The organism is Saccharopolyspora cebuensis (genome assembly GCF_039542665.1).
GTDB classification, from domain to species: domain Bacteria; phylum Actinomycetota; class Actinomycetes; order Mycobacteriales; family Pseudonocardiaceae; genus Saccharopolyspora; species Saccharopolyspora cebuensis.
In genome coordinates, this window is record NZ_BAABII010000016.1 from 350372 (window position 1) to 368165 (window position 17794).

Here is a 17794-nt window from a genome sequence, read left to right on the forward strand (position 1 = left end):
GCCATCACCCAGCCCGCGGACGTCGACCTCAACGAGATCGTGGTTCGTCCCGCCGCCAGCGCCCGGTAACAGCCCAACACGGGCGCGGAACGTGCGCTCAGCCCGAAGCCGTGGTCGAAGGCTGAGCGCACGTCCCCCCACAATGCGGCGAAGCCGGGCGGCAAGCGTCAGGGCACCTCCTCAGCCCTGCTTGGTCGCTCCGCTGCCGCTGAGCGGCAGCACGGGGTGGGCGACCTGGATGCCTTCCTGGTCGAACCGGTTCTTGAGCTGGGCGCGGGCGGCACGTCCGACGGCCCACTGGGAACCGGGCTTGGTCTTGATGATCACGCGCATCGTCACGGCCCCGTTGCCGATGCCGACCACGCCGTTCACGTCCGGCTTCTCCAGGATCTGCGGCTGGAACTCGGGGTCCGCGGCGAACTCCTCCAGGCTGGCCTCCATCACGCGCTTGGCCTCGGGGAGGTCGACCGAGTAGTCGAGCGGGACCTCGACCACGGCGTTGGCCCAGTCCTGGTTCATGTTGCAGACGCGCATGATTTCGCCGTTGCGCACGTGCCAGAGGTTGCCGTCGAGGTCGCGGATCTTGGTGATCCGCATCGTCATCGCCTCCACGGTGCCCACCGCGTCACCGACGTCGACGACGTCGCCGACGCCGAACTGGTCCTCGGTCATCATGAACAGGCCCGACAGGAAGTCCTGCACCAGGCTCTGCGCGCCGAAGCCGACGGCCAGGCCGAGGACACCGGCGCTGGCCAGGACCGGTGCGAGGTTGATCCCGAACTCGGCCAGGACCATCATGAACGCCACCCCGAAGATGACGAACGAGGCGATGCTGCCCAGCACCGAACCGATCGTGTGCGCGCGTTGTTCCTGACGCGCTTGCCGTCCTTCGCCGTTGTTCTCCGCGGACCTCGTCACCACCCGGCTGGTCTTGCTCTTGGCCTGGCTGATCCGCTTGTGCGAACTCACGATCCGCTTGACCAGCTGCATGATCAGCCGACCCGCGATGGCCCGTGCCACGAATGCCACCGCGGCGATGATGGCGATGTTCATCAGACCGCTGATGAGGGTGCCGGTGTTCGAGGTGAACCAGCCGACGATCGGACCAGCCTGCGCGACCACGGTGTGGGAACCGGCTGTTCCGACGAATGCGCCAACCACAGTATCGCCCTTCGAGTTGTTCTCCCGCCGACTCGCCCGGCAGGGATTCGAATTCATCGGCGCGCTCAGCGTCCGAGCGTGCCATCAGATGCGGTCGGCAGCCTCTCAACGCGGAGCGATCGGGAGCAAGCCCCCTGGAGCAGGAGGTGCTGGGCACAGGCGTTTAGGGGTGAGATCCGCGAGGGGCGACCCACCGGTCAGCCCTGGGCAGCGGCGCCCGCGTCGAATGACCGGCGCAACAGCGCGGGGTGCATCACATGGATGGGGGGATATTGCGCGGCGCGTCGAGCACTTCCAGGAAACGCAGCCCACCTGGCTGCCGATCCGCTCATCGACTATGCCCGTCGGAACCGGAATCATGAACCGCGACGTCCGGGCGAATAGTTCGGAACCGGCAACGGGCAGGAACGACCTCATGAATGTCCGGTTGCGCGTCGGCGAGGAATTCTCCGGTGCTGCCCGAGGGAATTGGCACTCACCCGGGTTTTCGAGTCGGGCGCGGAGACGGCCGAGGGGCTCCTCGGCCGTCGGTCAGCCGGGTCCCCGGCGGCGCAGCCGGGCCAGCACCGGAGCGAGTTCGGGGGCGCGGAACAGGGCGAGCAGGCCGTAGCTGACGGCTGGCAGCACGGCGCAGTGCACCAGGAGTTCCAGCCACGCGGTGACGATCTGGTCCTGCGGGGCGACGGCGGCCCGGACGGTGCCGGCCGCGGCGAGGGAGAGACCGCAGCCGACCGCGGTGGCCGCCAGCGCGCGCCCCAGCCCGGCGAGGGTGCGGCCGGTCTCCAGCCCGCCGACCCGCGCCGCCAGCCACACCTGGCCGACGACCGCGCCGAGCGCGAAGCTCAGCGACATCGCCAGCGAGACGCCCACGACCAGGTCTTCCGGGGCGAGCACGGCCAGGCACAGGTAGCACAGCGCGCTGCGGAACACGACCATGATCAGGTTGATCCAGGTGGGCGTGCGGGAGTCCTTCATCGCGTAGAAGGCGCGGAGCTGCAGCATGGTGATCGCGAACGGCACGATGCCGACCGCGGCGGCGGCCAGCGCCACCCCGAGCCGGTCGGCGGCGTCGATCCCGCTGGCGCCCAGCGAGAAGAACGCCACCCCGAGGGAACCGCCCGCCACCACCAGCAGCGCGCTGATCGGCAGCAGCAGCACGGCGCTGGTGCGCGAGCCCAGCGAGAGGTCGGAGACGAACTCGCGGGTGCGCCCGGCGCCCGCGGCCCGGCTGATCCGGGGCATCAGCGCCGTGAGCAGCGAGACCCCCAGCACGCCGTAGGGCACCTGGGAGAGCAGCCACGCGTAGTTGAAGGTCGAGACGCTGCCCGGTGTGCCCTGCCCGGTGACCCGGGTGATGACGATCATGCCGAGCTGGCTGATGGCGGTGTAGAGCACGACCCAGAAGGCGAGGCCGCCGAACTCGGCGAGCCGGTGGTCCCAGCCCCACCGCCACCGCCAGCGGAAGCCGCTGCGCCGCAGCGCCAGCACCATCGCCAGGGCCTGCGCGGTGATGCCCAGCGCGGTCCCGATGCCCAGCACCAGCAGCTTCGGCTGGCCCATCCGCACCGGGTCGAGGGAGATCTCGCCGGGCAGCAGCGCGTAGCCGGCGACGGTGGCGATCACGACCAGGTTGTTGAGCACCGGGGCCCAGGCCGGGATGGCGAACACGCCGCGCACGTTGAGGATCGCCTGCAGCAGCGCCGAGAGGCCGTAGCAGATGATGCCGGGCAGCAGCAGGTAGGCGAAGGCGGTGGTCAGCGCGGAGTTCGCGCGGGTGTCGCTGCCCAGGTAGAGCTGGGTGAGCAGGGGAGCGGCGGCCACCGCCAGCGCGGTGGCGGCCACCAGCAGCACCGCGCCCATGGTGATCATCCACTGCGCGTAGTGCTCGCCCTCGCGCTCGCCCTGCTGCTGGGCGCGCACCAGCAGCGGCACCGCGATGCTGGTCAGCACCCCGCCGAGGAGCAGTTCGTTGACCACCGTCGGCAGCGTGTTGGCCACGGTGTAGGAGTCGTTGACCACGCCCAACCCGAGCACGGCGACCAGCAGCACCTTGGCCAGCAGTCCGCTGACGCGGCTGACCGCGGTCGCCACCGCCATCGCTCCGCTCGCCCGGGCCAGCGAGGTGTCGCGGGGTCGCGACTCGGCCTGGTCGACCACGTCGTTCCTCCCGATCGCCGGTCCGCCTGCGGATCGACCGTGCCACGGAACGTGCGGACCCGCCCCTCGACGGCCGGGTGTGGCAACCTGATCGCAGGCGGGAAGGAGGCGCGAGGTGATCCTGTTCGGTGGTCTGCTGCTGGTCGCCGGGGTGGTCCTGGCCGTGGTGGGCGGTGGTGACGTCGCGGGCGGGTGGCTGCTGCCGGGCGGGTTGATCGCCGGCGGGCTCGGGGTGCTGGTCGCCGGGGTGGTGGCGCGGGTGCGGCGCAGGATCGCGCCGGTGCGGGCGGTCGCCCGGGCGCACCGCACCGCGACGGGCCCGGAGGCGAACCCGCTGCGCCGGGCCCGGGCGGTGCCGGGGATGCTGGGCGCGACCTGGCGGGGCCGGAATCCGGCGCTGCCGCGCTACCAGCTGCTGCTGTGGGGGCTGGCGCTGGTGTACCTGGTCTCGCCGGTGGACGTGCTGCCGGAGTTCCAGCCGCTGCTGGGCATCACCGACGACATCGGAGTCGGGGCGTGGCTGCTCACCAGCGTCTACGCCGAATCGGGCAACTACCTCGCGCAGCGCGCCGACCACCCCGACGAGAGCTGATGCGTCGGGCGGAGGCCTTCAGCGCTCCTGGTCGCGGACGTTGCGGTGCACGTGGAGGGCGTCGGAGCGGTACGTCGCGACATCGCGGGTGGCCACCGCGAGGGTGCGTTGGAGCGCCCGCAGCTGGTCCACGGCGTGATCGATGACCTCGTAGGGGTGGTCGCGCAACGTGCCCCGGTAGAGGCGCTCCCGGTCCAGATCGTCGATCTGCCCGGCGAGCACCCGGGTGAGTTCCATCAGGTTGTCGAGGATCGATTGCAGGGTCCACCCGTAGGACGGCAGGTCCTGCTTCGTCAGGTCGGCCCGGAGTTGGCTCGTCGTGGCCTCGCGCAGCCCATCGCGGACGCGGTACAGCACTTCCAGCGGATGTGATGGCTCCGGTGAGCTGCCCATGCCGCCTCCCCTGCTCTCGTGGACCTGCGGCCAGGATGGCAGGCCGGGCGCGGTAGCACCTGCTGCGGCGGGCGGCCCCGGGTCGCGCACGCACCTCGGGACGCGGTGGCGGCAGCACTCGTCGATCAGCCATGCCGGTCATGCTCCGGCCACGAGACCGGACAGCGCGGCATGGCCCGGCCCGCCTGCCGCCCCGGTCAGCGAAAGGCGTTCCCGGCCGTCGTCGTGGGTCGCCAGGTCATGCTGGGAACACCGGTGTCGACGCGGCCCGCCGTTGCGTACGGATCCGGTCCAGCGGCCGCCGGATTGATCGAAGGTGCGCGGCAACGGTCGGGTATCGCACCGCTCGCGCTCGTTAACGTCGCCGATGAACGAAGGGTGAAGCGATGCTGGACCGGTTGAACGAGGCCCTGGAGCACGTCGAGGAGGACCCGGGCAGCCCGGTGGACGTGGCGGCGATGGCGCGCACCGCGCTGACCTCCGAGCACCACCTGCGCCGGATGTTCGCCGCGCTGGCGGGGATGCCGCTGTCGGAGTACGTGCGGCGGCGTCGGCTCACCCTGGCGGGCGCGGAGGTGATGGGGGGCTGCCGAGCCCTGCTCGACATCGCCGTCGACTACGGATACTCCTCCGCCGAGGCGTTCACCCGGGCCTTCCGCGCCGTCCACGGCGTCACCCCCGGCGAGGCCCGGCGCACCGGGACCGCGCTGGTCTCCCAGTCCCGCTTGGCCTTCCACCTCACCATCGAAGGGAGCACGCTGATGCGCTACCGCATCCTCGACAAGGACGCTTTCGCCCTCGTCGGACTGAGAAAGCGGATTCGCAACGTCGCCGAGGGCCCCAACCCGGACATGATCGCCTTCACCGAGGCCGTTGACGACACCACCTGGGAACTGCTCGAGACCGTCAGCGACCAGGAGCCCCGCGGTGCGCTGTCGGCGACGGTGGCCTTGGAGGACGGTGCGGACTTCGGCGAGGAGATCGACTACTGGATCGCCGCGGCCGTCACGGCCGCCACGCCAGATGGGATGGAGCGCTTGGAGGTTCCCGCGGCCACCTGGGTGGTGTTCCCGTTCGAGCGGGTGGAGTTCCCCCGCGGGCTCCAGGCGCTGTGGCGCGCGGTCTACACCGAGTGGTTCCCGGCCCACCCCGCTTACCGCACCTTCCCCGGCCCGGCGCTGGTCGCCGTGTTCGACGAGGACGAGCCCGACCTCGGCTCGGGGCAACTGTGGGTGGCCGTGGAAAAGCAGGACGAGCAGGGATAGATCGGGGTTTCGTTCCGGTGTTCCTCAGGCCCGGAAGCCTGGTCGAGGGAGGGACTGGCGGGTGCGGCGGCGGGACGGACCGCCGCCGCACCTCGGGCCGCCGGTGGTTCAGGCCTTGAGCAGGGAGCGGGCCATCACCATGCGCTGGATCTGGTTGGTGCCCTCGTAGATCTGGGTGATCTTGGCGTCGCGCATCATGCGCTCCACCGGGAAGTCGCGGGTGTAGCCGGCGCCGCCGAAGAGCTGCACGGCGTCGGTGGTGACCTCCATCGCCACGTCGGAGGCGAAGCACTTGGCGGCGGCGGAGATGAACCCGAGGTTGCCCTCGCCCCGCTCGGCGCGGGCCGCCGAGACGTAGACCATGTGCCGGGCGGCTTCGATCTTCATCGCCATGTCGGCGAGCATGAACTGCACGCCTTGGAAGTCGGCGATGGCCGTGCCGAACTGCTTGCGCTCCTTGACGTAGGCCAGCGAGGCGTCCAGCGCGCCCTGGGCGATGCCGATGGCCTGGGCGCCGATGGTCGGCCGGGTGTGGTCGAGGGTGCGCAGCGCCGTCTTGAAGCCGGTGCCGGGTTCGCCGATGATCCGGTCGGCCGGGATGGTGCAGTCCTCGAAGTACAGTTCGACGGTGGGCGAGCCCTTGATGCCGAGCTTCTTCTCCTTCGGTCCCACCACGAACCCGGGGTCGTCCCGGTGCACCGCGAAGGCGCTGATGCCGTTGCTGCCCTTGTCGGGGTCGGTCACCGCCATCACGGTGTACCAGCTCGACTCGCCGCCGTTGGTGATCCAGCACTTGCTGCCGTTCAGCACCCAGTGGTCGCCGTCGAGGCGGGCGCGGGTCTTCATCGACGCGGCGTCGGAGCCGGCCTCCCGTTCGGACAGCGCGTAGGAGGCGGTGGCCTCGCCGCGGGCGATCGAGGGGAGGACGAGCTGCTTGAGCTCCTCGGAGCCGGACAGCAGGATCGGCATGGTGCCGAGCTTGTTCACCGCCGGGATGAGGGACGAGGAGGCGCAGACGCGGGCGACCTCCTCGATCACGATGCAGGTGGCGACGGAATCGGCGCCCTCGCCCTGGTACTCCTCGGGCACGTGGACCGCCGCGAACCCGGCCTTGACCAGGGCGTCGCGCGCTTCGCGCGGGTAGCGCTCCTCCTCGTCGACCGCCGCCGCGTGCGGGGCGATCTCCTTGTCGGCCAGGGTCCGCACCGCTTCGCGCAGCGCGTCGTGCTCCTCGGCCAGTTGGTAGGTGCCGAAGCTCGGGTCCACCGCTCTGCCTCCCGTTCCCGGTCCGCGGGCCGTCGTCGTCGCACGGCCCCGCCTCCGCCCATCGTAACGGCACTGAGTGCCACCATCAACGGCTTTCGATGCTATATTCCGCCCATGTCCGAGTCCCCGACGCCCAAACCCCGCGCGGGGCGCACCGCGCAGGGCCGCCGCCGGGTGCGGGGGGAGCTCGCCCTGGCCGCGCTGGACCTGTTCGCCGAGCAGGGTTTCGAGGCGACCACCGTCGACCACATCGCCGAGGCCGCCGGGATCAGCAGGCGCACCTTCTTCCGGTACTTCCGGTCGAAGGAGGACGTGGTGTTCCCCAGCCACGACGAGCGGCTCGGCGAGGTCGTCGACCTGCTCGACGGCGCGGACCCGACTGCGGACCCGCTGCGCGTGCTGGCCGGAACCGCCGAGGTGGTGCTCGACATGTACCTCGCCGAACCCGCCGTGTCGCTGAAGCGGTTCGCCCTGACCCGCCAGGTGCCGTCGCTGCGGGACAAGGAGATCACCAGCATCGACCGCTACCAGCGCGTCTTCGCCCGGTTCCTGCGCGCCCGCTACGCCGACCGGCCCGGCGGGGAGCTGCACGCGGCCGTCGCCGCCGCGGCGGTGGTCGCCGCGCACAACCACGTCCTGCGGCAGTGGCTCAAGAGCGGGGGAGCGTTCGACGCCAAGGCCGAGCTGCGCACCGCGCTCGACTCCGTGCAGGCCGCCCTGTCGGCACCGCGACCGGCGGGGGAGGGCAACGTCGTGGTCGGCGTCCTGCGGACCGCGGCGCCGACCGACGCGGTGCTCGCGCAGCTCGAACACGCCCTCCGCGACCTCCCGCAGCACTAGGCACTCGGTGCCACGAGACGGCCGCTCGACTCTCCTCTTGGTTTAAGAACATCTATCACTTCAGTGTTGAATGAAATTAATACCTCCCAACAACCCCGAAAAGACCTGCCACGAACAACACCGCCCAAGCTCATGACCTGGTTCGACACGACGGAGGAGCGGGGTGGCCCGCTAGCCTGGAGGCCCACGGCGCCCACCGGGAGCGAGGGATCGGATGCCCCAGGAGAACCCGCTGCGGCGGGTCGTGCTGACCGTGGTGGGCAGCGTGCTGCTGCTCGCGGGAGTGGCGTTGCTGGTGCTGCCCGGCCCCGGCCTGCTGCTTGTGCTCGCGGGGCTGATCACGCTCGCGGAGACGTTCCCGACCTTGGAGCGCTACATCGAGCCGGTCCGGCGGCGGGCGCTGAAGGCCGCCGAGGACAGCGTGGCGACTCCGCCGCGGATCGCCGGGTCCGTGCTGGCCGGGCTGGCGCTCATCGGCGCCGGGATCGTGTGGGGTGTCGTGCCGCAGGTGCCGCTGGCGGGGTGGAGCACCGGCGCGAGCCTGATCCTTTCCGGGCTGGCGCTGCTCGGCCTGCTCCACTACAGCCACCGGCACGTGCGGGGCGGTGGAGCCCGGGCGGAGTGACCGCCGCGGATGTCGGGAACCACCCGCGGTCGCGCGTCCGCTGCGGGATGATCCTCGGAGATCCAACGAGCGGGAGGAGGCGCGGTGATCGCTGTGCTGGCGGCCCCGACGAACCTGGGGCTCCGGCCCCCTCAGCCGGGTAGTGTGCCGGGTTGTGCGAAGGCGCCGGAGGCGTTGCGCGAGGCCGGCCTGCATGCTCGTTTGGCCAGTTCGGGGGCGATCGACGCGGGCGTCGTGCTGCCCGGCCGGTACCTCGACGATGCGGCCTCGGCGACCGGCCGGGTGCGCAACCAGGACGCGCTGGTCGAGCATTCCCGCCGGGTCGCGGACCGGATCACCGGGGTGCTCGCCGAGGGCCACGTGCCGCTCGTCCTGGGCGGCGACTGCAGCCTGCTCATCGGCGCGGGGTTGGCCTTGGCCCGGTCCGGGTCCTACGGCCTGGTGCACCTCGACGGGCACACAGACTTCCGCCATCCCGGCAACAGCGACGATTGCCTGAACTTGGCCGGGGAGGATCTGGCGGCCGCGGTCGGCCGGCACTGGCCCGCGGTGGCCGACGTGGATGGCCAGGGCCCGTACTTCGACCCGCGGCACGTCGCCCACATCGGTTGCCGGGACGACGACGAGCACCTGACCGAGGTTCGGCACGCGCTCGGCGCGGTCATCCCGGGCAGCCTGGTGCGGGCTGACGGCGTCGAGCGGGCCGCGCGTCGCGCCCGGGAGGTTGCCGACTCGGCGAGCGGCTATTGGCTGCACCTGGACGTCGACATCCTCGACCCGGCGCACATGCCGGCCGTCGACAGCCCGGCCCCGGCAGGTCTGCGCCCCGAGGAGGTGTCCGCGCTGCTGGCGGCCCTCGCGCCCGGCGCCGTCGGCGTGCAGGTCACCGTCTTCGATCCTGACCTCGATCCCGAGCAGCGCTACGCGCGCCTGCTCACCGAGGTCCTCGCCACCGGCCTCGCCGGTCTCGGCTGACGATCCCCTCGCGGACACCCGGCGACGCGGCGCTCCGCGGCTCGTTGCCCTGCGCGGAGTGCGGTGTCGTCTACTCGGCGGCGTGTTCGTCGGGGGTCGGGGTGAGCAGCATCTGCCGGACCACGCCGACGACCCAGATCATGTAGAAGGCGATGACCGTGGGGTTCTTCGCCGCGAGCACGACGGCCAAGTAGAGGTGCTCGTGCTCGGTCGGTACGAGCGCGGCCGCCCACTCCGGGATGCTGAAGACGACGTAACCGCAGGCGAACAGCCCCAGTTGGAGGGCGAAGGCGGTGCGGTGGGTGTGCAGGAACGACTCCGGGCGTGCCTTGCGGGTCCGCGGGTCCAGCTCCCGCAGCCGTTGGTCCGTGCTGATCGCCGCCCGGTAGATCAGCACGACCAGGAGTGCCCGGAGCGCCCAGACGAGGACCTCGAGAAGGGTGCCGAGTCCGTCCGGCAGGTCGTCCCACAGCAGGAGCGCCACCCGTTCGAGGGCGGGCAGCAGCGAGAGGCCGACGATCCAGGGCAGGTGGCGCAGGTAGAACCCGAGTGCCCAGCGGGGGACCTCGAGCGCGGTGGTGAACGGCGACGTGGCGGCGGTGGCGGTCATGGCGGTCGCTCCCCCGGTTCGGGCCAATAAGATTCACTGTACTAAAATGTTCGGCACACTGAAATGGTTTGGGGAGCGGCAGGATGGCGGCCATGGAAGGTGACCGGATCCCGGACGGGGCGGAGTTGGGGCGTGAGCTGAGCACGGCGGTCGTGCTGTTCCACGAGGCGATCGCCCACCGGCTCGGGCTGACCGCGCCGGACAACCGGGCGCTCGGCATCATCACCCGCGAAGGGCCGGTGACCGCGGGCGCGCTGGCCGAGCGGACGGGGCTGACGCCGGGCGCGGTGACGGGTCTGGTCGACCGGCTCGAGCGGGCCGGTTACGTGCGGCGCGCCGCCGATCCCGCCGACCGGCGGCGGGTGCTGATCAGCGCCGTGCCGGGCCTGCCCGAGGTGCAGGGCAGGGCGTTCGCCGCGCTCGGGGAGGCGATGGGCGGGTTCATGGCGCGCTACGACGCCGAGCAGGTCGCGACGGTCGTGGACTTCTGCACGAACACGATCGAGGTGCTGCGCGAGCAGACCCGTCGGCTGGGCGATCCCGGTGCTTCGTGACCGGTCGGTGCGCGGTGGTCAGCCGGTGGCGGGGCGGGCGCGCACGTGGATCCGTTCGCCTTGGGCGCCGAAGAGGCTGAGGAACTCGACGGGTTGGTCTCCGGCGTTGCCGAAGCCGTGGGGGGTGCGGGTGTCGAATTCGGCGGCTTCGCCGGGGGTCAGGACGACGTCGTGGTCGCCGAGCAGCAGCCGGAGGCGGCCGGAGAGCACGTACAGCCACTCGTAGCCTTCGTGGCTGCGCTGTTCCGGGGCGGCGCTGGTGCGGGCGACGGGCATGATCTGCTTGAAGGCGCGCAGGCCGCCGATGTCCCGGGTGAGCGGGATGAACGTCATGCCGTGGCGGGTGAACGGGCGCGGGTGGACGCGGGGGTCGCCGGTCTGGGGTGCGCCGACCAGTTCGTCGAGGGGGACGCCGTAGGCGCGGGCCAGCGGCAGCATGAGTTCCAGGGTCGGTTTGCGGTTGCCGGATTCCAGGCGGGACAGCGTGCTGGTGGAGATGCCGGTCGTGTCGCTGAGTTGGGTCAGGGTGATGCCGCGGTGCTTGCGCAGGGCGTGCAGGCGGGGTCCGACCTCGCTGAGCACGGCGGTGAAGTCGTCGTTCATCCTTCCATTGCCGGTCTGGCAAAGAAATTTGTCAAGCGGGGCGGTGGTCCGGAGTATCGCCGGTGTGGACGAGATGAGGAGGAGCGGGATGGCGACCGAGCGGTATTTCGACGTGGTGGTCGTGGGCGGTGGAGCGGCCGGGCTCGGCGGGGCGTTGACCTTGGCGCGGGCGCGGCGGTCGGTCCTGGTGGTCGATGCCGGGGAGCCGCGCAACGCTCCGGCCGCCGGGGTGCACGGGTACCTGGGGCATGACGGGTTGCCGCCCGCGGAGCTGCTGGCCCGGGGGCGCGCGGAGGTGCGCGGTGCCGGTGGGGAGATCGTGCGGGGCGAGGTGGTCGGGCTGCGGCGGCGGGACACCGGGGATTTCGAGGTGTCGCTGGCCGACGGTTCGTCGGTGTCGGCGGCTCGTTTGCTGGTGGCCACCGGGTTGGTCGACGAGTTGCCGGAGGTGCCGGGGCTGGCGCGGCGGTGGGGTGCGGATGTGTTGCACTGCCCGTACTGCCACGGTTGGGAGGTCCGGGATGAGCCGATCGGTGTGCTGGCGACCGGGCCGATGGCGGTGCACCAGGCGTTGCTGTGGCGGCAGTGGAGCGAGGACGTGACGCTGCTGGAGCACACGGCGCCGGGGCCGGATGACGCGGAGCGGGAGCGGTTGGCGGCGCGGGGTGTCGCGGTGGTGCCGGGTGAGGTGACCGGGGTGGAGGTCTCCGGCGACCGGCTCAGCGGGGTGCGGCTGGCTGATGGCCGGGTGGTGCCGTGCCGGGCGCTGGTCGTGGCGCCGAGGTTCACCGCTCGTGCGGAGGTGCTGGCGGGGCTGGGTCTGGAGCCGGTCGCGCAGGAGCGCGGTGGTGTGGTCCTGGGCAGCGGCGTGGAGCCCGGTGCTGCGGGGGCGACGGGGGTGCCGGGGGTCCGGGTGGCGGGCAACGTGTCCGACATCGTCGGCCAGGTGGTCGGGTCGGTGGCGGCCGGGGTGCAGGCCGCGGCGGCGCTGAACGCGGAGCTGGTCGAGGCGGACACCGAGCGGGCGGTCGCGGCGCAGCGGGCGGCGGTGCGGGCCTACTGGGAGGACCGCTACGGCGGTGGGGACCGGATCTGGACCGGTGATCCGAACGCGACGCTGGTGCGGGAGGTCGCGGAGCTGGTGCCGGGGTCGGCGTTGGACCTGGGCTGCGGGGAGGGCGGTGATGCGGTGTGGCTGGCCGCGCGGGGCTGGCGGGTCACGGCGGTCGACGTCTCGGAGAACGCGGTGGCGCGGGTGGCCGGGGCGGCGGCGGAGGCCGGTGTCGCGGGGCGCGTCGAGGGGCAGCGGCACGATCTGGCGGAGTCGTTCCCGGAGGGCGAGTTCGATCTGGTGTCGGCGCATTTCCTGCACACGTGGGGCGGGATGCCGCGGGAGCGGATCCTGCGGCGTGCGGCGGAGGCGGTGGCGCCGGGTGGTGTGCTGCTGGTCGTCGGGCACCAGGGGCCGCCGCCGTGGGATCCGGAGGCGCACGCGGAGGTGCACCTGCCGACTGCGGAGGAGGTGCTGGGGTCGTTGGAGTTGGCGCCGGGCCGGTGGGAGGTGCTGCGCTGCGGTCCGCACGAGCGCGAGCAGCGGGCGCCGGACGGTGCGGTGGTCACGCGCACGGACAACGCGGTGAAGGTGCGGCGGGTGCGGTGAGGGGCGGCTGGGGCCGCCCGGTGGTCGGCCCCAGCCTGTCGGGCCACCAGGTCGCGCCGCTGTCGACGCTGCTCCGCGGAGAACTCCGCTTGGGGCGGGCGGGGCCGATTACGATGCTGGGCCAGCATCCGACCTACCCGCCGGAGTGACGTTGTCGTGCAGCTCGATACCGCTGTCTTCCACCTCTTGCGCCGCGCGATGCAGGAGCACAGCGCGCGGTGGCAGGCGCGCCTGCCGCAGCTGACCAAGCCCCAGTACGCGGTGCTGCGGGTGATCGGGGCGCGGCCGGGCATCGAGCAGAGCGCGCTCGGTGTCCAGGCGGCGATCGACAAGGCGACGTTGGCGGCGATGCTGCTGCGCATGGAGGAGCGCGGGTTGCTCCGGCGTTCCGTCGATCCGGGGGACCGGCGGCGTCGGCTGCTCGAGCTCACCGCTGCGGGGCACGCCGAGTTGCGGTCGGCGGCGCCGGTGGCCGATCGGGTCGATGCGGAGATGCTGGACCGGTTGTCGCCGGAGGAGCGGGCGCAGCTCCACGACCTGCTGGTCAAGCTGTCCCCGGTGGGGTGAGTGCGGGGCTTGCGATGAGTTCGCGGCCCGGTGCTGGTCCACCCTCGGGAAGGACCGTGGGGAGGAGAGGGCCGTGCGCACACTTGCGATCACGCAGAACGTCACCGTCGACGGGTCGATCGAGCTGTTGGGGGATTGGTTCGACCCGCAGGGTCAGGCCGATACCGAGGATCTGCTGGCGGAGCTGCACCGCCAGGACGAGCGCGCCGACGGGTTCCTCGTCGGGCGCCGCACCTTCGAGGATCTGCGCGGGTACTGGCCGGGGCGCACCGACGATCCGACGGGCATCAGCGCCTACCTGGACCGGGTGCAGAAGTACGTGGTGTCGTCGACCTTGGGGGATCCGGGGTGGCAGCGCACCGAGGTGCTCGCCGGTGATGCGGTGGCGCGGGTGCGCGAGGTGAAGGAGCGGGCGGGCCGGGACGTCGTGGTCACCGGCAGCATCGCGCTGTGCCACGCGTTGATCGAGGCGGGCTTGGTGGATGAGTTCCGGCTGTTCGTCTACCCGGTGGTGCAGGGGCGTGGCCGGAGGTTGTTCCCGGACGGGGTGCCGTTGTCGCTGCGGTTGCTGGAGTCGAGGTCCTTCCGCAGCGGTGTCACCTTGTCGCGTTACGCCACGGGGTGAGGCCGGGAGCGGATCGCGTCCGCGCTGTCCCGTGGCGTCGGGGCGGGGTGTCCGCCGGTGTCGCGGGGCGGGGGTGGCGCCCGGTGGTTCAGTCGTAGCCGCGGATCAGGTGGCTTTCGTCGTCGTGGTCGCCGCGGGTCTCGGTGGGTTCTCGGTCGGCGACCGGGACATCACCGACCAGGGCGGAGGTGTCCTCCGGGCTGGTGCGGAGGTCGAAGGTCGTCATGGGGCGGCTCCTCTCCTGGCTCTGGCGCCGATGGTGCTCGCACTTCCGGGTGATCGCACCTTCGGGTGATCACCGGTGCGATCCGGGGGGCCGGGTGCTGACCTCGGCGAATGATCCAGATCACAGTACAACGTTTCGATCACGCCGCGCACCTCGGGTGACGTTGCACGATGGTGCCTCCCGTCGGTTCAGCACGAACCGAGAACACCACCACCACCGGCTCACCCACCCGGGAAATCCCCCGGGCGCCGCCCGCGCCGAGGGGAAACCTTCCGGTGGCTCCGTTCGCCGGGGGCCGCGGCACCGGCCGCGGCCGGTGGTGCTGTGCTGGAGGCCGGAAGGAGGTGCGCGGTGCACGGTGAGTACAAGGTTCCGGGCGGCAAGCTCGTGGTGGTCGACCTCGACGTGGTCGACGACCGGCTGTCCGGAGTGCGGTTGAGCGGGGATTTCTTCCTGGAGCCCGACGAGGCGCTGGAGGAGATCAACGGGGCGCTGGCGGGCGCGTCGGTGGAGGCCGACGCCGCGGAGCTGGCGGCGCTGGTGCGCGCGGCGCTGCCTGCCGGGGCGCGGCTGGGCGGTTTCAGCGCCGAAGCGGTGGCCGTGGCGGTGCGCCGGGCGGTGGCGCGGGCCTCGGAGTGGACCGACCACCGGTGGGCGCTGGTGCGGGAGGGCCCGCGCGCGCCGCTGATGCACATGGCGCTGGACCAGGCGCTGGCCGAGGAGGTCGCGGCGGGTCGCCGGCCGCCGACCCTGCGGTTGTGGGAGTGGGCCTCGCCCGCGGTGATCATCGGCAGCTTCCAGTCGGTGCGCAACGAGGTCGACGAGGCCGGGGCGCGGCGGCACGGGGTGGAGGTGGTGCGCCGGGTCACCGGCGGCGGGGCGATGTTCGTGGAGCCCGGCAACACCGTGACCTACTCGCTGTACGCGCCGTCGTCGCTGGTGGCGGGCATGTCCTTCGCCGATTCCTACGCGTTCCTCGACGACTGGGTGCTGGGCGTGCTCGGTGAGCTGGGGCTCAACGTGTGGTACCAGCCGCTCAACGACATCGCCTCCGACGGCGGCAAGATCGGGGGCGCGGCGCAGAAGCGGGTGGCCGCGGGCGCGGTGCTGCACCACGTGACGATGTCCTACGACGTCGACGCGGCGAAGCTGGGCGAGGTGCTGCGGGTCGGGCAGGAGAAGCTGTCGGACAAGGGGGTGACCAGCGCGGTCAGGCGGGTCGACCCGCTGCGGCGGCAGACCGGCCTGGCCCGGGAGGTCGTCATCGAGCGCCTGGTGGAGGGGTTCCGGGCGCGGTTCGGCCTGGTGGACGGCCCGGTGACCGATCCGGAGCTGGCTCGGGCGCAGGAGCTGATCGACACCAAGTTCGCCACCCCGGAGTGGCTCCACCGGGTGCCGTGATCAGGTCGGCAGGCCGGGCAGGCCGGGGGTGGTGCGGCGGCGCCGCAGCCACACCTGGCGGGTGCCGTCGGCGTAGAGCAGCACGCGGGAGAGCTCCCAGCCGGAGAACTCCGCGTGGATGCTGAGCTGGGTGGCGGCGCTGAGGCGGGTGACACCGGGCGGCAGGCGCAGCGGCCGGTACTCCCAGTCGCGGTCGTCGGTGGCCGTCACGGCGTCACCACCTGGATGCCGCCGCCGGTGGCGGACCCGATGTGGACGGCGCCGGTGGCGGGGTCCACGGCCACCGAGTCGGGCTGGCCGAGGGTGGGCAGGCGGTGGACCTCGCGGGGTTGCCCGCCGGCGACGTCGTAGGCGACGACCTCGTTGGTGGCGGTGAGGGTGATCCAGGCGAGGTCGCGGGCGGGGTCGTAGGCGATGCCGTAGGGGGCGCCGGGCACGGGGTAGCGCTGCTTCATGATCAGCGGGTCGGTGGAGAAGGCGAGCAGTTCCCCGCCGCGGGTGTCCACGGCGAGGATGCGGCCGTAGCGGTCGGTGGTGGCCTGGGTGGCGCCTTCCCCGGCGCGCAGCCCGGGGCCCTTGCTGCCGTCGGCGGTGTCGACGGGGGTCAGCGAGGTGGTGAGGGCGTCGAGCAGGTGGAGGGTTCCGCCGGTGGCGATGAGCTGGTCGGGCCCGGTGAAGCCGTCGGAGGTGACCGGGGGGCGCCCGTCCTGGCGGATGGTGACGGCGCGGGTGTCGCGGTGGGCCACGGCCAGCCGCTGCGCGTCGAGGTCGAGGGCGTCGACGGGGGCGCCGGGCACGTCGGTGATCTCGGTGCGGGCGGTGGTCAGGTCGGTGCGCACGACCTGGTCGGTGTCGGGCAGCGCGGTCAGGGCGTGCCCGTCGGTGACGCGGAGGCTGGCGGGGGCGCTGGGCAGTGCGACGGTGCGGTCGGGCCGCCCGTCGGTGCGCAGCAGCAGGGCGTTGCCGGTCGCGGCGACGAGGGTGCGCGTGGCCGGGTCGTAGGCCAGGTGCTGCACCGGGGGCGCGGGGGTGGTGGTGCCCGCGGGCTCGGCGGTCACCGGTGGCGAGGTGGCCGGGGTGGCGGCCACGAGCGTGTCGGTGACCTGGAGCGGGTCGCCGCCGCCGTCCATGCCGCAGCCGGTGAGCAGGGTCGCGGCCAGACAGGTGACGACCAGGCGACGCAACGGGGGACCTCCTTGGCGCGGTGCTCGCGGGGTGCGGGGCAGCTCTCCCCAGCATCCCCGATGGCTTCGCGGCCCCGGTCGGGTGGTTGCTCGCGGCGGGTGGTGCGGGTTGGCGGGGCTAGTCGGCGCCGGGGTCGCTGACGTCGTCGAGGGCGGCGCGGATGGCGGCGGGCAGGGTGAGGTCGTCGCTGGCCAGCGCGGTGCCGAGCTGGTGGCCGGTGCGGGCGCCGAGGACCGGGGCGGTGACGCCGGGGCGGTCGCGGATCCAGGCGAGGGCGACGTGGGCGGGGGCGGTGCCGAGCCCGTCGGCGGCGGTGAGCACGGCGTGCACGATGCGGGCGGCGCGTTCGGTGCGGTGGTGTTCGACGTAGCTGGCCAGGTGCGGGGTGGCGGCGCGGGAGTCGGCCGGGGTGCTGTTGCGGTACTTGCCGGTGAGCACGCCGCGGCCCAGCGGTGCCCAGGCCAGCACGCCGAGGCCGTGGTGGGCGGCGGCGGGCAGCACTTCGCGTTCGGCGTCGCGTTCGAGCAGGGAGTACTCGACCTGGGTGGCGATGAGGGGGGCGCGGCCGGGGGCGGCGCGCTGGTGGGCGGCGGCGGTGGCGGTCTGCCAGCCGGTGTAGTTGGCGACGCCCGCGTAGCGGACCTTGCCGCTGGTGACGGCGGTGTCGACGGCGGCGAGGGTTTCGTCGAGGGGCACGGTGGCGTCCCAGCCGTGCAGCTGCCACAGGTCGATGTGGTCGGTGCGCAGTCGGCGCAGGGAGCCGTCGAGGGCGGTGAGCAGGGCACCGCGGGAGGCGCCGCCGCCGACGGGGCCGGGGGCGCGGCGGGCGGCGGCGGTGGTGGCGATGACGAGTTCGTCGCGGGGGACGTGGTCGTGCAGCAGGCCGCCGAGGATCCGCTCGGCGTGCCCGTCCTGGTAGACGTCGGCGGTGTCGACGAGGGTGCCGCCGGCGTCGTGGAAGGCGGTGAGCTGCTCGGCGGCGTGCTCGGCGTCGGTGTCCTGCCCCCAGGTCATGGTGCCGAGGGCGAGGCGGGAGACGCGCAGTCCGCTGCGCCCGAGCTGTCGGTGTTCCACGAGTGGTGAGCGTAT

20 protein-coding genes are annotated in these 17794 nt (G+C 72.6%); 10 read left to right on the forward strand and 10 right to left on the reverse strand.

From position 1 onward, the window contains the following. Positions 1–180: 180 nt before the first annotated feature. Together ABD976_RS21795 and murJ are read right to left on the reverse strand one after the other, a co-directional pair. The gene (locus ABD976_RS21795; protein WP_345366120.1) at positions 181–1122 is read right to left on the reverse strand and encodes a mechanosensitive ion channel family protein; all 942 of its coding nucleotides are present in this window, start codon (positions 1120–1122) and stop codon (positions 181–183) included. Positions 1123–1692: 570 nt separating this feature from the next. Next, positions 1693–3318 (reverse strand): murein biosynthesis integral membrane protein MurJ, encoded by a 1626-nt coding sequence (gene murJ / locus ABD976_RS21800; protein ID WP_345366122.1) that lies wholly within the window; start codon positions 3316–3318, stop codon positions 1693–1695. Between the two features lie 115 nt (positions 3319–3433). On the opposite strand from murJ, the gene ABD976_RS21805 reads away from it, so the two are divergent. Beyond that, positions 3434–3910, forward strand: coding sequence for a YkvA family protein (locus ABD976_RS21805; RefSeq protein ID WP_345366124.1), 477 nt, complete (start codon positions 3434–3436; stop codon positions 3908–3910). 18 nt (positions 3911–3928) lie between these two features. On the opposite strand, the gene ABD976_RS21810 is transcribed toward ABD976_RS21805, so the two are convergent. Further along, entirely contained in the window at positions 3929–4303 is a 375-nt protein-coding gene (locus ABD976_RS21810; protein ID WP_345366126.1) for a hypothetical protein, read from the reverse strand. 386 nt (positions 4304–4689) lie between these two features. Here ABD976_RS21810 and ABD976_RS21815 point away from each other — a divergent pair, with 386 nt between their 5' ends. Further along, positions 4690–5568, forward strand: coding sequence for an AraC family transcriptional regulator (locus tag ABD976_RS21815; protein ID WP_345366128.1), 879 nt, complete (start codon positions 4690–4692; stop codon positions 5566–5568). Positions 5569–5676: 108 nt separating this feature from the next. On the opposite strand, the gene ABD976_RS21820 is transcribed toward ABD976_RS21815, so the two are convergent. After that, positions 5677–6834, reverse strand: coding sequence for an acyl-CoA dehydrogenase (locus ABD976_RS21820; RefSeq protein WP_345366130.1), 1158 nt, complete (start codon positions 6832–6834; stop codon positions 5677–5679). A 114-nt stretch (positions 6835–6948) separates the two neighbouring features. On the opposite strand from ABD976_RS21820, the gene ABD976_RS21825 reads away from it, so the two are divergent. The 3 genes from ABD976_RS21825 to ABD976_RS21835 all read left to right on the forward strand — a co-directional run bounded on the left by ABD976_RS21825 (position 6949) and on the right by ABD976_RS21835 (position 9274). Next, entirely contained in the window at positions 6949–7674 is a 726-nt protein-coding gene (locus ABD976_RS21825) for a TetR family transcriptional regulator (protein ID WP_345366133.1), read from the forward strand. 214 nt (positions 7675–7888) lie between these two features. Further along, the gene (locus ABD976_RS21830; protein ID WP_345366135.1) at positions 7889–8299 is read left to right on the forward strand and encodes a PGPGW domain-containing protein; all 411 of its coding nucleotides are present in this window, start codon (positions 7889–7891) and stop codon (positions 8297–8299) included. A gap of 84 nt (positions 8300–8383) precedes the next feature. Next, positions 8384–9274: an arginase family protein gene (locus ABD976_RS21835; RefSeq protein WP_345366137.1), complete on the forward strand. Its 891-nt coding sequence runs from the start codon at positions 8384–8386 to the stop codon at positions 9272–9274. 70 nt (positions 9275–9344) lie between these two features. Here ABD976_RS21835 and ABD976_RS21840 read toward each other — a convergent pair whose 3' ends face one another. After that, the gene (locus tag ABD976_RS21840) at positions 9345–9884 is read right to left on the reverse strand and encodes a hypothetical protein (protein WP_345366139.1); all 540 of its coding nucleotides are present in this window, start codon (positions 9882–9884) and stop codon (positions 9345–9347) included. A gap of 92 nt (positions 9885–9976) precedes the next feature. Between ABD976_RS21840 and ABD976_RS21845 the strand changes: the two genes are divergently transcribed. After that, positions 9977–10438, forward strand: coding sequence for a MarR family winged helix-turn-helix transcriptional regulator (locus tag ABD976_RS21845; protein ID WP_345366141.1), 462 nt, complete (start codon positions 9977–9979; stop codon positions 10436–10438). A gap of 18 nt (positions 10439–10456) precedes the next feature. On the opposite strand, the gene ABD976_RS21850 is transcribed toward ABD976_RS21845, so the two are convergent. Continuing rightward, positions 10457–11041 (reverse strand): helix-turn-helix domain-containing protein, encoded by a 585-nt coding sequence (locus ABD976_RS21850; protein ID WP_345366143.1) that lies wholly within the window; start codon positions 11039–11041, stop codon positions 10457–10459. Between the two features lie 88 nt (positions 11042–11129). Here ABD976_RS21850 and ABD976_RS21855 point away from each other — a divergent pair, with 88 nt between their 5' ends. From ABD976_RS21855 to ABD976_RS21865, 3 genes are all read left to right on the forward strand, one after another. Then, complete coding sequence (locus ABD976_RS21855) at positions 11130–12701, forward strand: FAD-dependent oxidoreductase (RefSeq protein WP_345366145.1); 1572 nt, start codon at positions 11130–11132, stop codon at positions 12699–12701. 156 nt (positions 12702–12857) lie between these two features. Then, positions 12858–13268 (forward strand): MarR family winged helix-turn-helix transcriptional regulator, encoded by a 411-nt coding sequence (locus ABD976_RS21860; protein ID WP_345366147.1) that lies wholly within the window; start codon positions 12858–12860, stop codon positions 13266–13268. A gap of 73 nt (positions 13269–13341) precedes the next feature. After that, positions 13342–13893 carry a dihydrofolate reductase family protein gene (locus tag ABD976_RS21865; RefSeq protein WP_345366149.1) on the forward strand — a complete coding sequence of 184 codons (552 nt, stop codon included), beginning with the start codon at positions 13342–13344 and terminating at the stop codon, positions 13891–13893. Positions 13894–13981: 88 nt separating this feature from the next. On the opposite strand, the gene ABD976_RS21870 is transcribed toward ABD976_RS21865, so the two are convergent. Next, on the reverse strand, positions 13982–14119 hold the full coding sequence (locus ABD976_RS21870) for a hypothetical protein (protein ID WP_345366151.1): 138 nt from the start codon (positions 14117–14119) through the stop codon (positions 13982–13984). 351 nt (positions 14120–14470) lie between these two features. On the opposite strand from ABD976_RS21870, the gene lplAB reads away from it, so the two are divergent. Continuing rightward, the gene (gene lplAB / locus ABD976_RS21875) at positions 14471–15520 is read left to right on the forward strand and encodes a lipoate-protein ligase LplAB (protein ID WP_345366153.1); all 1050 of its coding nucleotides are present in this window, start codon (positions 14471–14473) and stop codon (positions 15518–15520) included. Here the strand turns inward: lplAB and ABD976_RS21880 are convergent, their stop codons facing one another. The 3 genes from ABD976_RS21880 to ABD976_RS21890 all read right to left on the reverse strand — a co-directional run bounded on the left by ABD976_RS21880 (position 15521) and on the right by ABD976_RS21890 (position 17779). Then, positions 15521–15730, reverse strand: a complete 210-nt coding sequence (locus ABD976_RS21880) for a DUF5703 family protein (RefSeq protein ID WP_345366155.1) — start codon at positions 15728–15730, stop codon at positions 15521–15523. After that, a complete protein-coding gene (locus ABD976_RS21885) occupies positions 15727–16704 on the reverse strand; it encodes a YncE family protein (RefSeq protein ID WP_345366157.1) in 978 nt (325 codons plus the stop codon). The genes ABD976_RS21880 and ABD976_RS21885 overlap by 4 nt, the downstream gene beginning before the upstream one ends. A 118-nt stretch (positions 16705–16822) precedes the next feature. Further along, a complete protein-coding gene (locus ABD976_RS21890) occupies positions 16823–17779 on the reverse strand; it encodes an aldo/keto reductase (protein ID WP_345366159.1) in 957 nt (318 codons plus the stop codon). Positions 17780–17794: the final 15 nt, after the last annotated feature.

Bases quoted from the DNA above. Each gene is read 5' to 3' on its own strand.
- ABD976_RS21855 (WP_345366145.1), top strand. From the start codon at position 11,130: ATGGCGACCGAGCGGTATTTCGACGTGGTGGTCGTGGGCGGTGGAGCG.
- ABD976_RS21830 (WP_345366135.1), top strand. From the start codon at position 7,889: ATGCCCCAGGAGAACCCGCTGCGGCGGGTCGTGCTGACCGTGGTGGGC.
- ABD976_RS21870 (WP_345366151.1), bottom strand. From the start codon at position 14,119: ATGACGACCTTCGACCTCCGCACCAGCCCGGAGGACACCTCCGCCCTG.
- ABD976_RS21810 (WP_345366126.1), bottom strand. From the start codon at position 4,303: ATGGGCAGCTCACCGGAGCCATCACATCCGCTGGAAGTGCTGTACCGC.
- ABD976_RS21815 (WP_345366128.1), top strand. From the start codon at position 4,690: ATGCTGGACCGGTTGAACGAGGCCCTGGAGCACGTCGAGGAGGACCCG.
- ABD976_RS21850 (WP_345366143.1), bottom strand. From the start codon at position 11,041: ATGAACGACGACTTCACCGCCGTGCTCAGCGAGGTCGGACCCCGCCTG.
- ABD976_RS21825 (WP_345366133.1), top strand. From the start codon at position 6,949: ATGTCCGAGTCCCCGACGCCCAAACCCCGCGCGGGGCGCACCGCGCAG.
- ABD976_RS21845 (WP_345366141.1), top strand. From the start codon at position 9,977: ATGGAAGGTGACCGGATCCCGGACGGGGCGGAGTTGGGGCGTGAGCTG.
- ABD976_RS21840 (WP_345366139.1), bottom strand. From the start codon at position 9,884: ATGACCGCCACCGCCGCCACGTCGCCGTTCACCACCGCGCTCGAGGTC.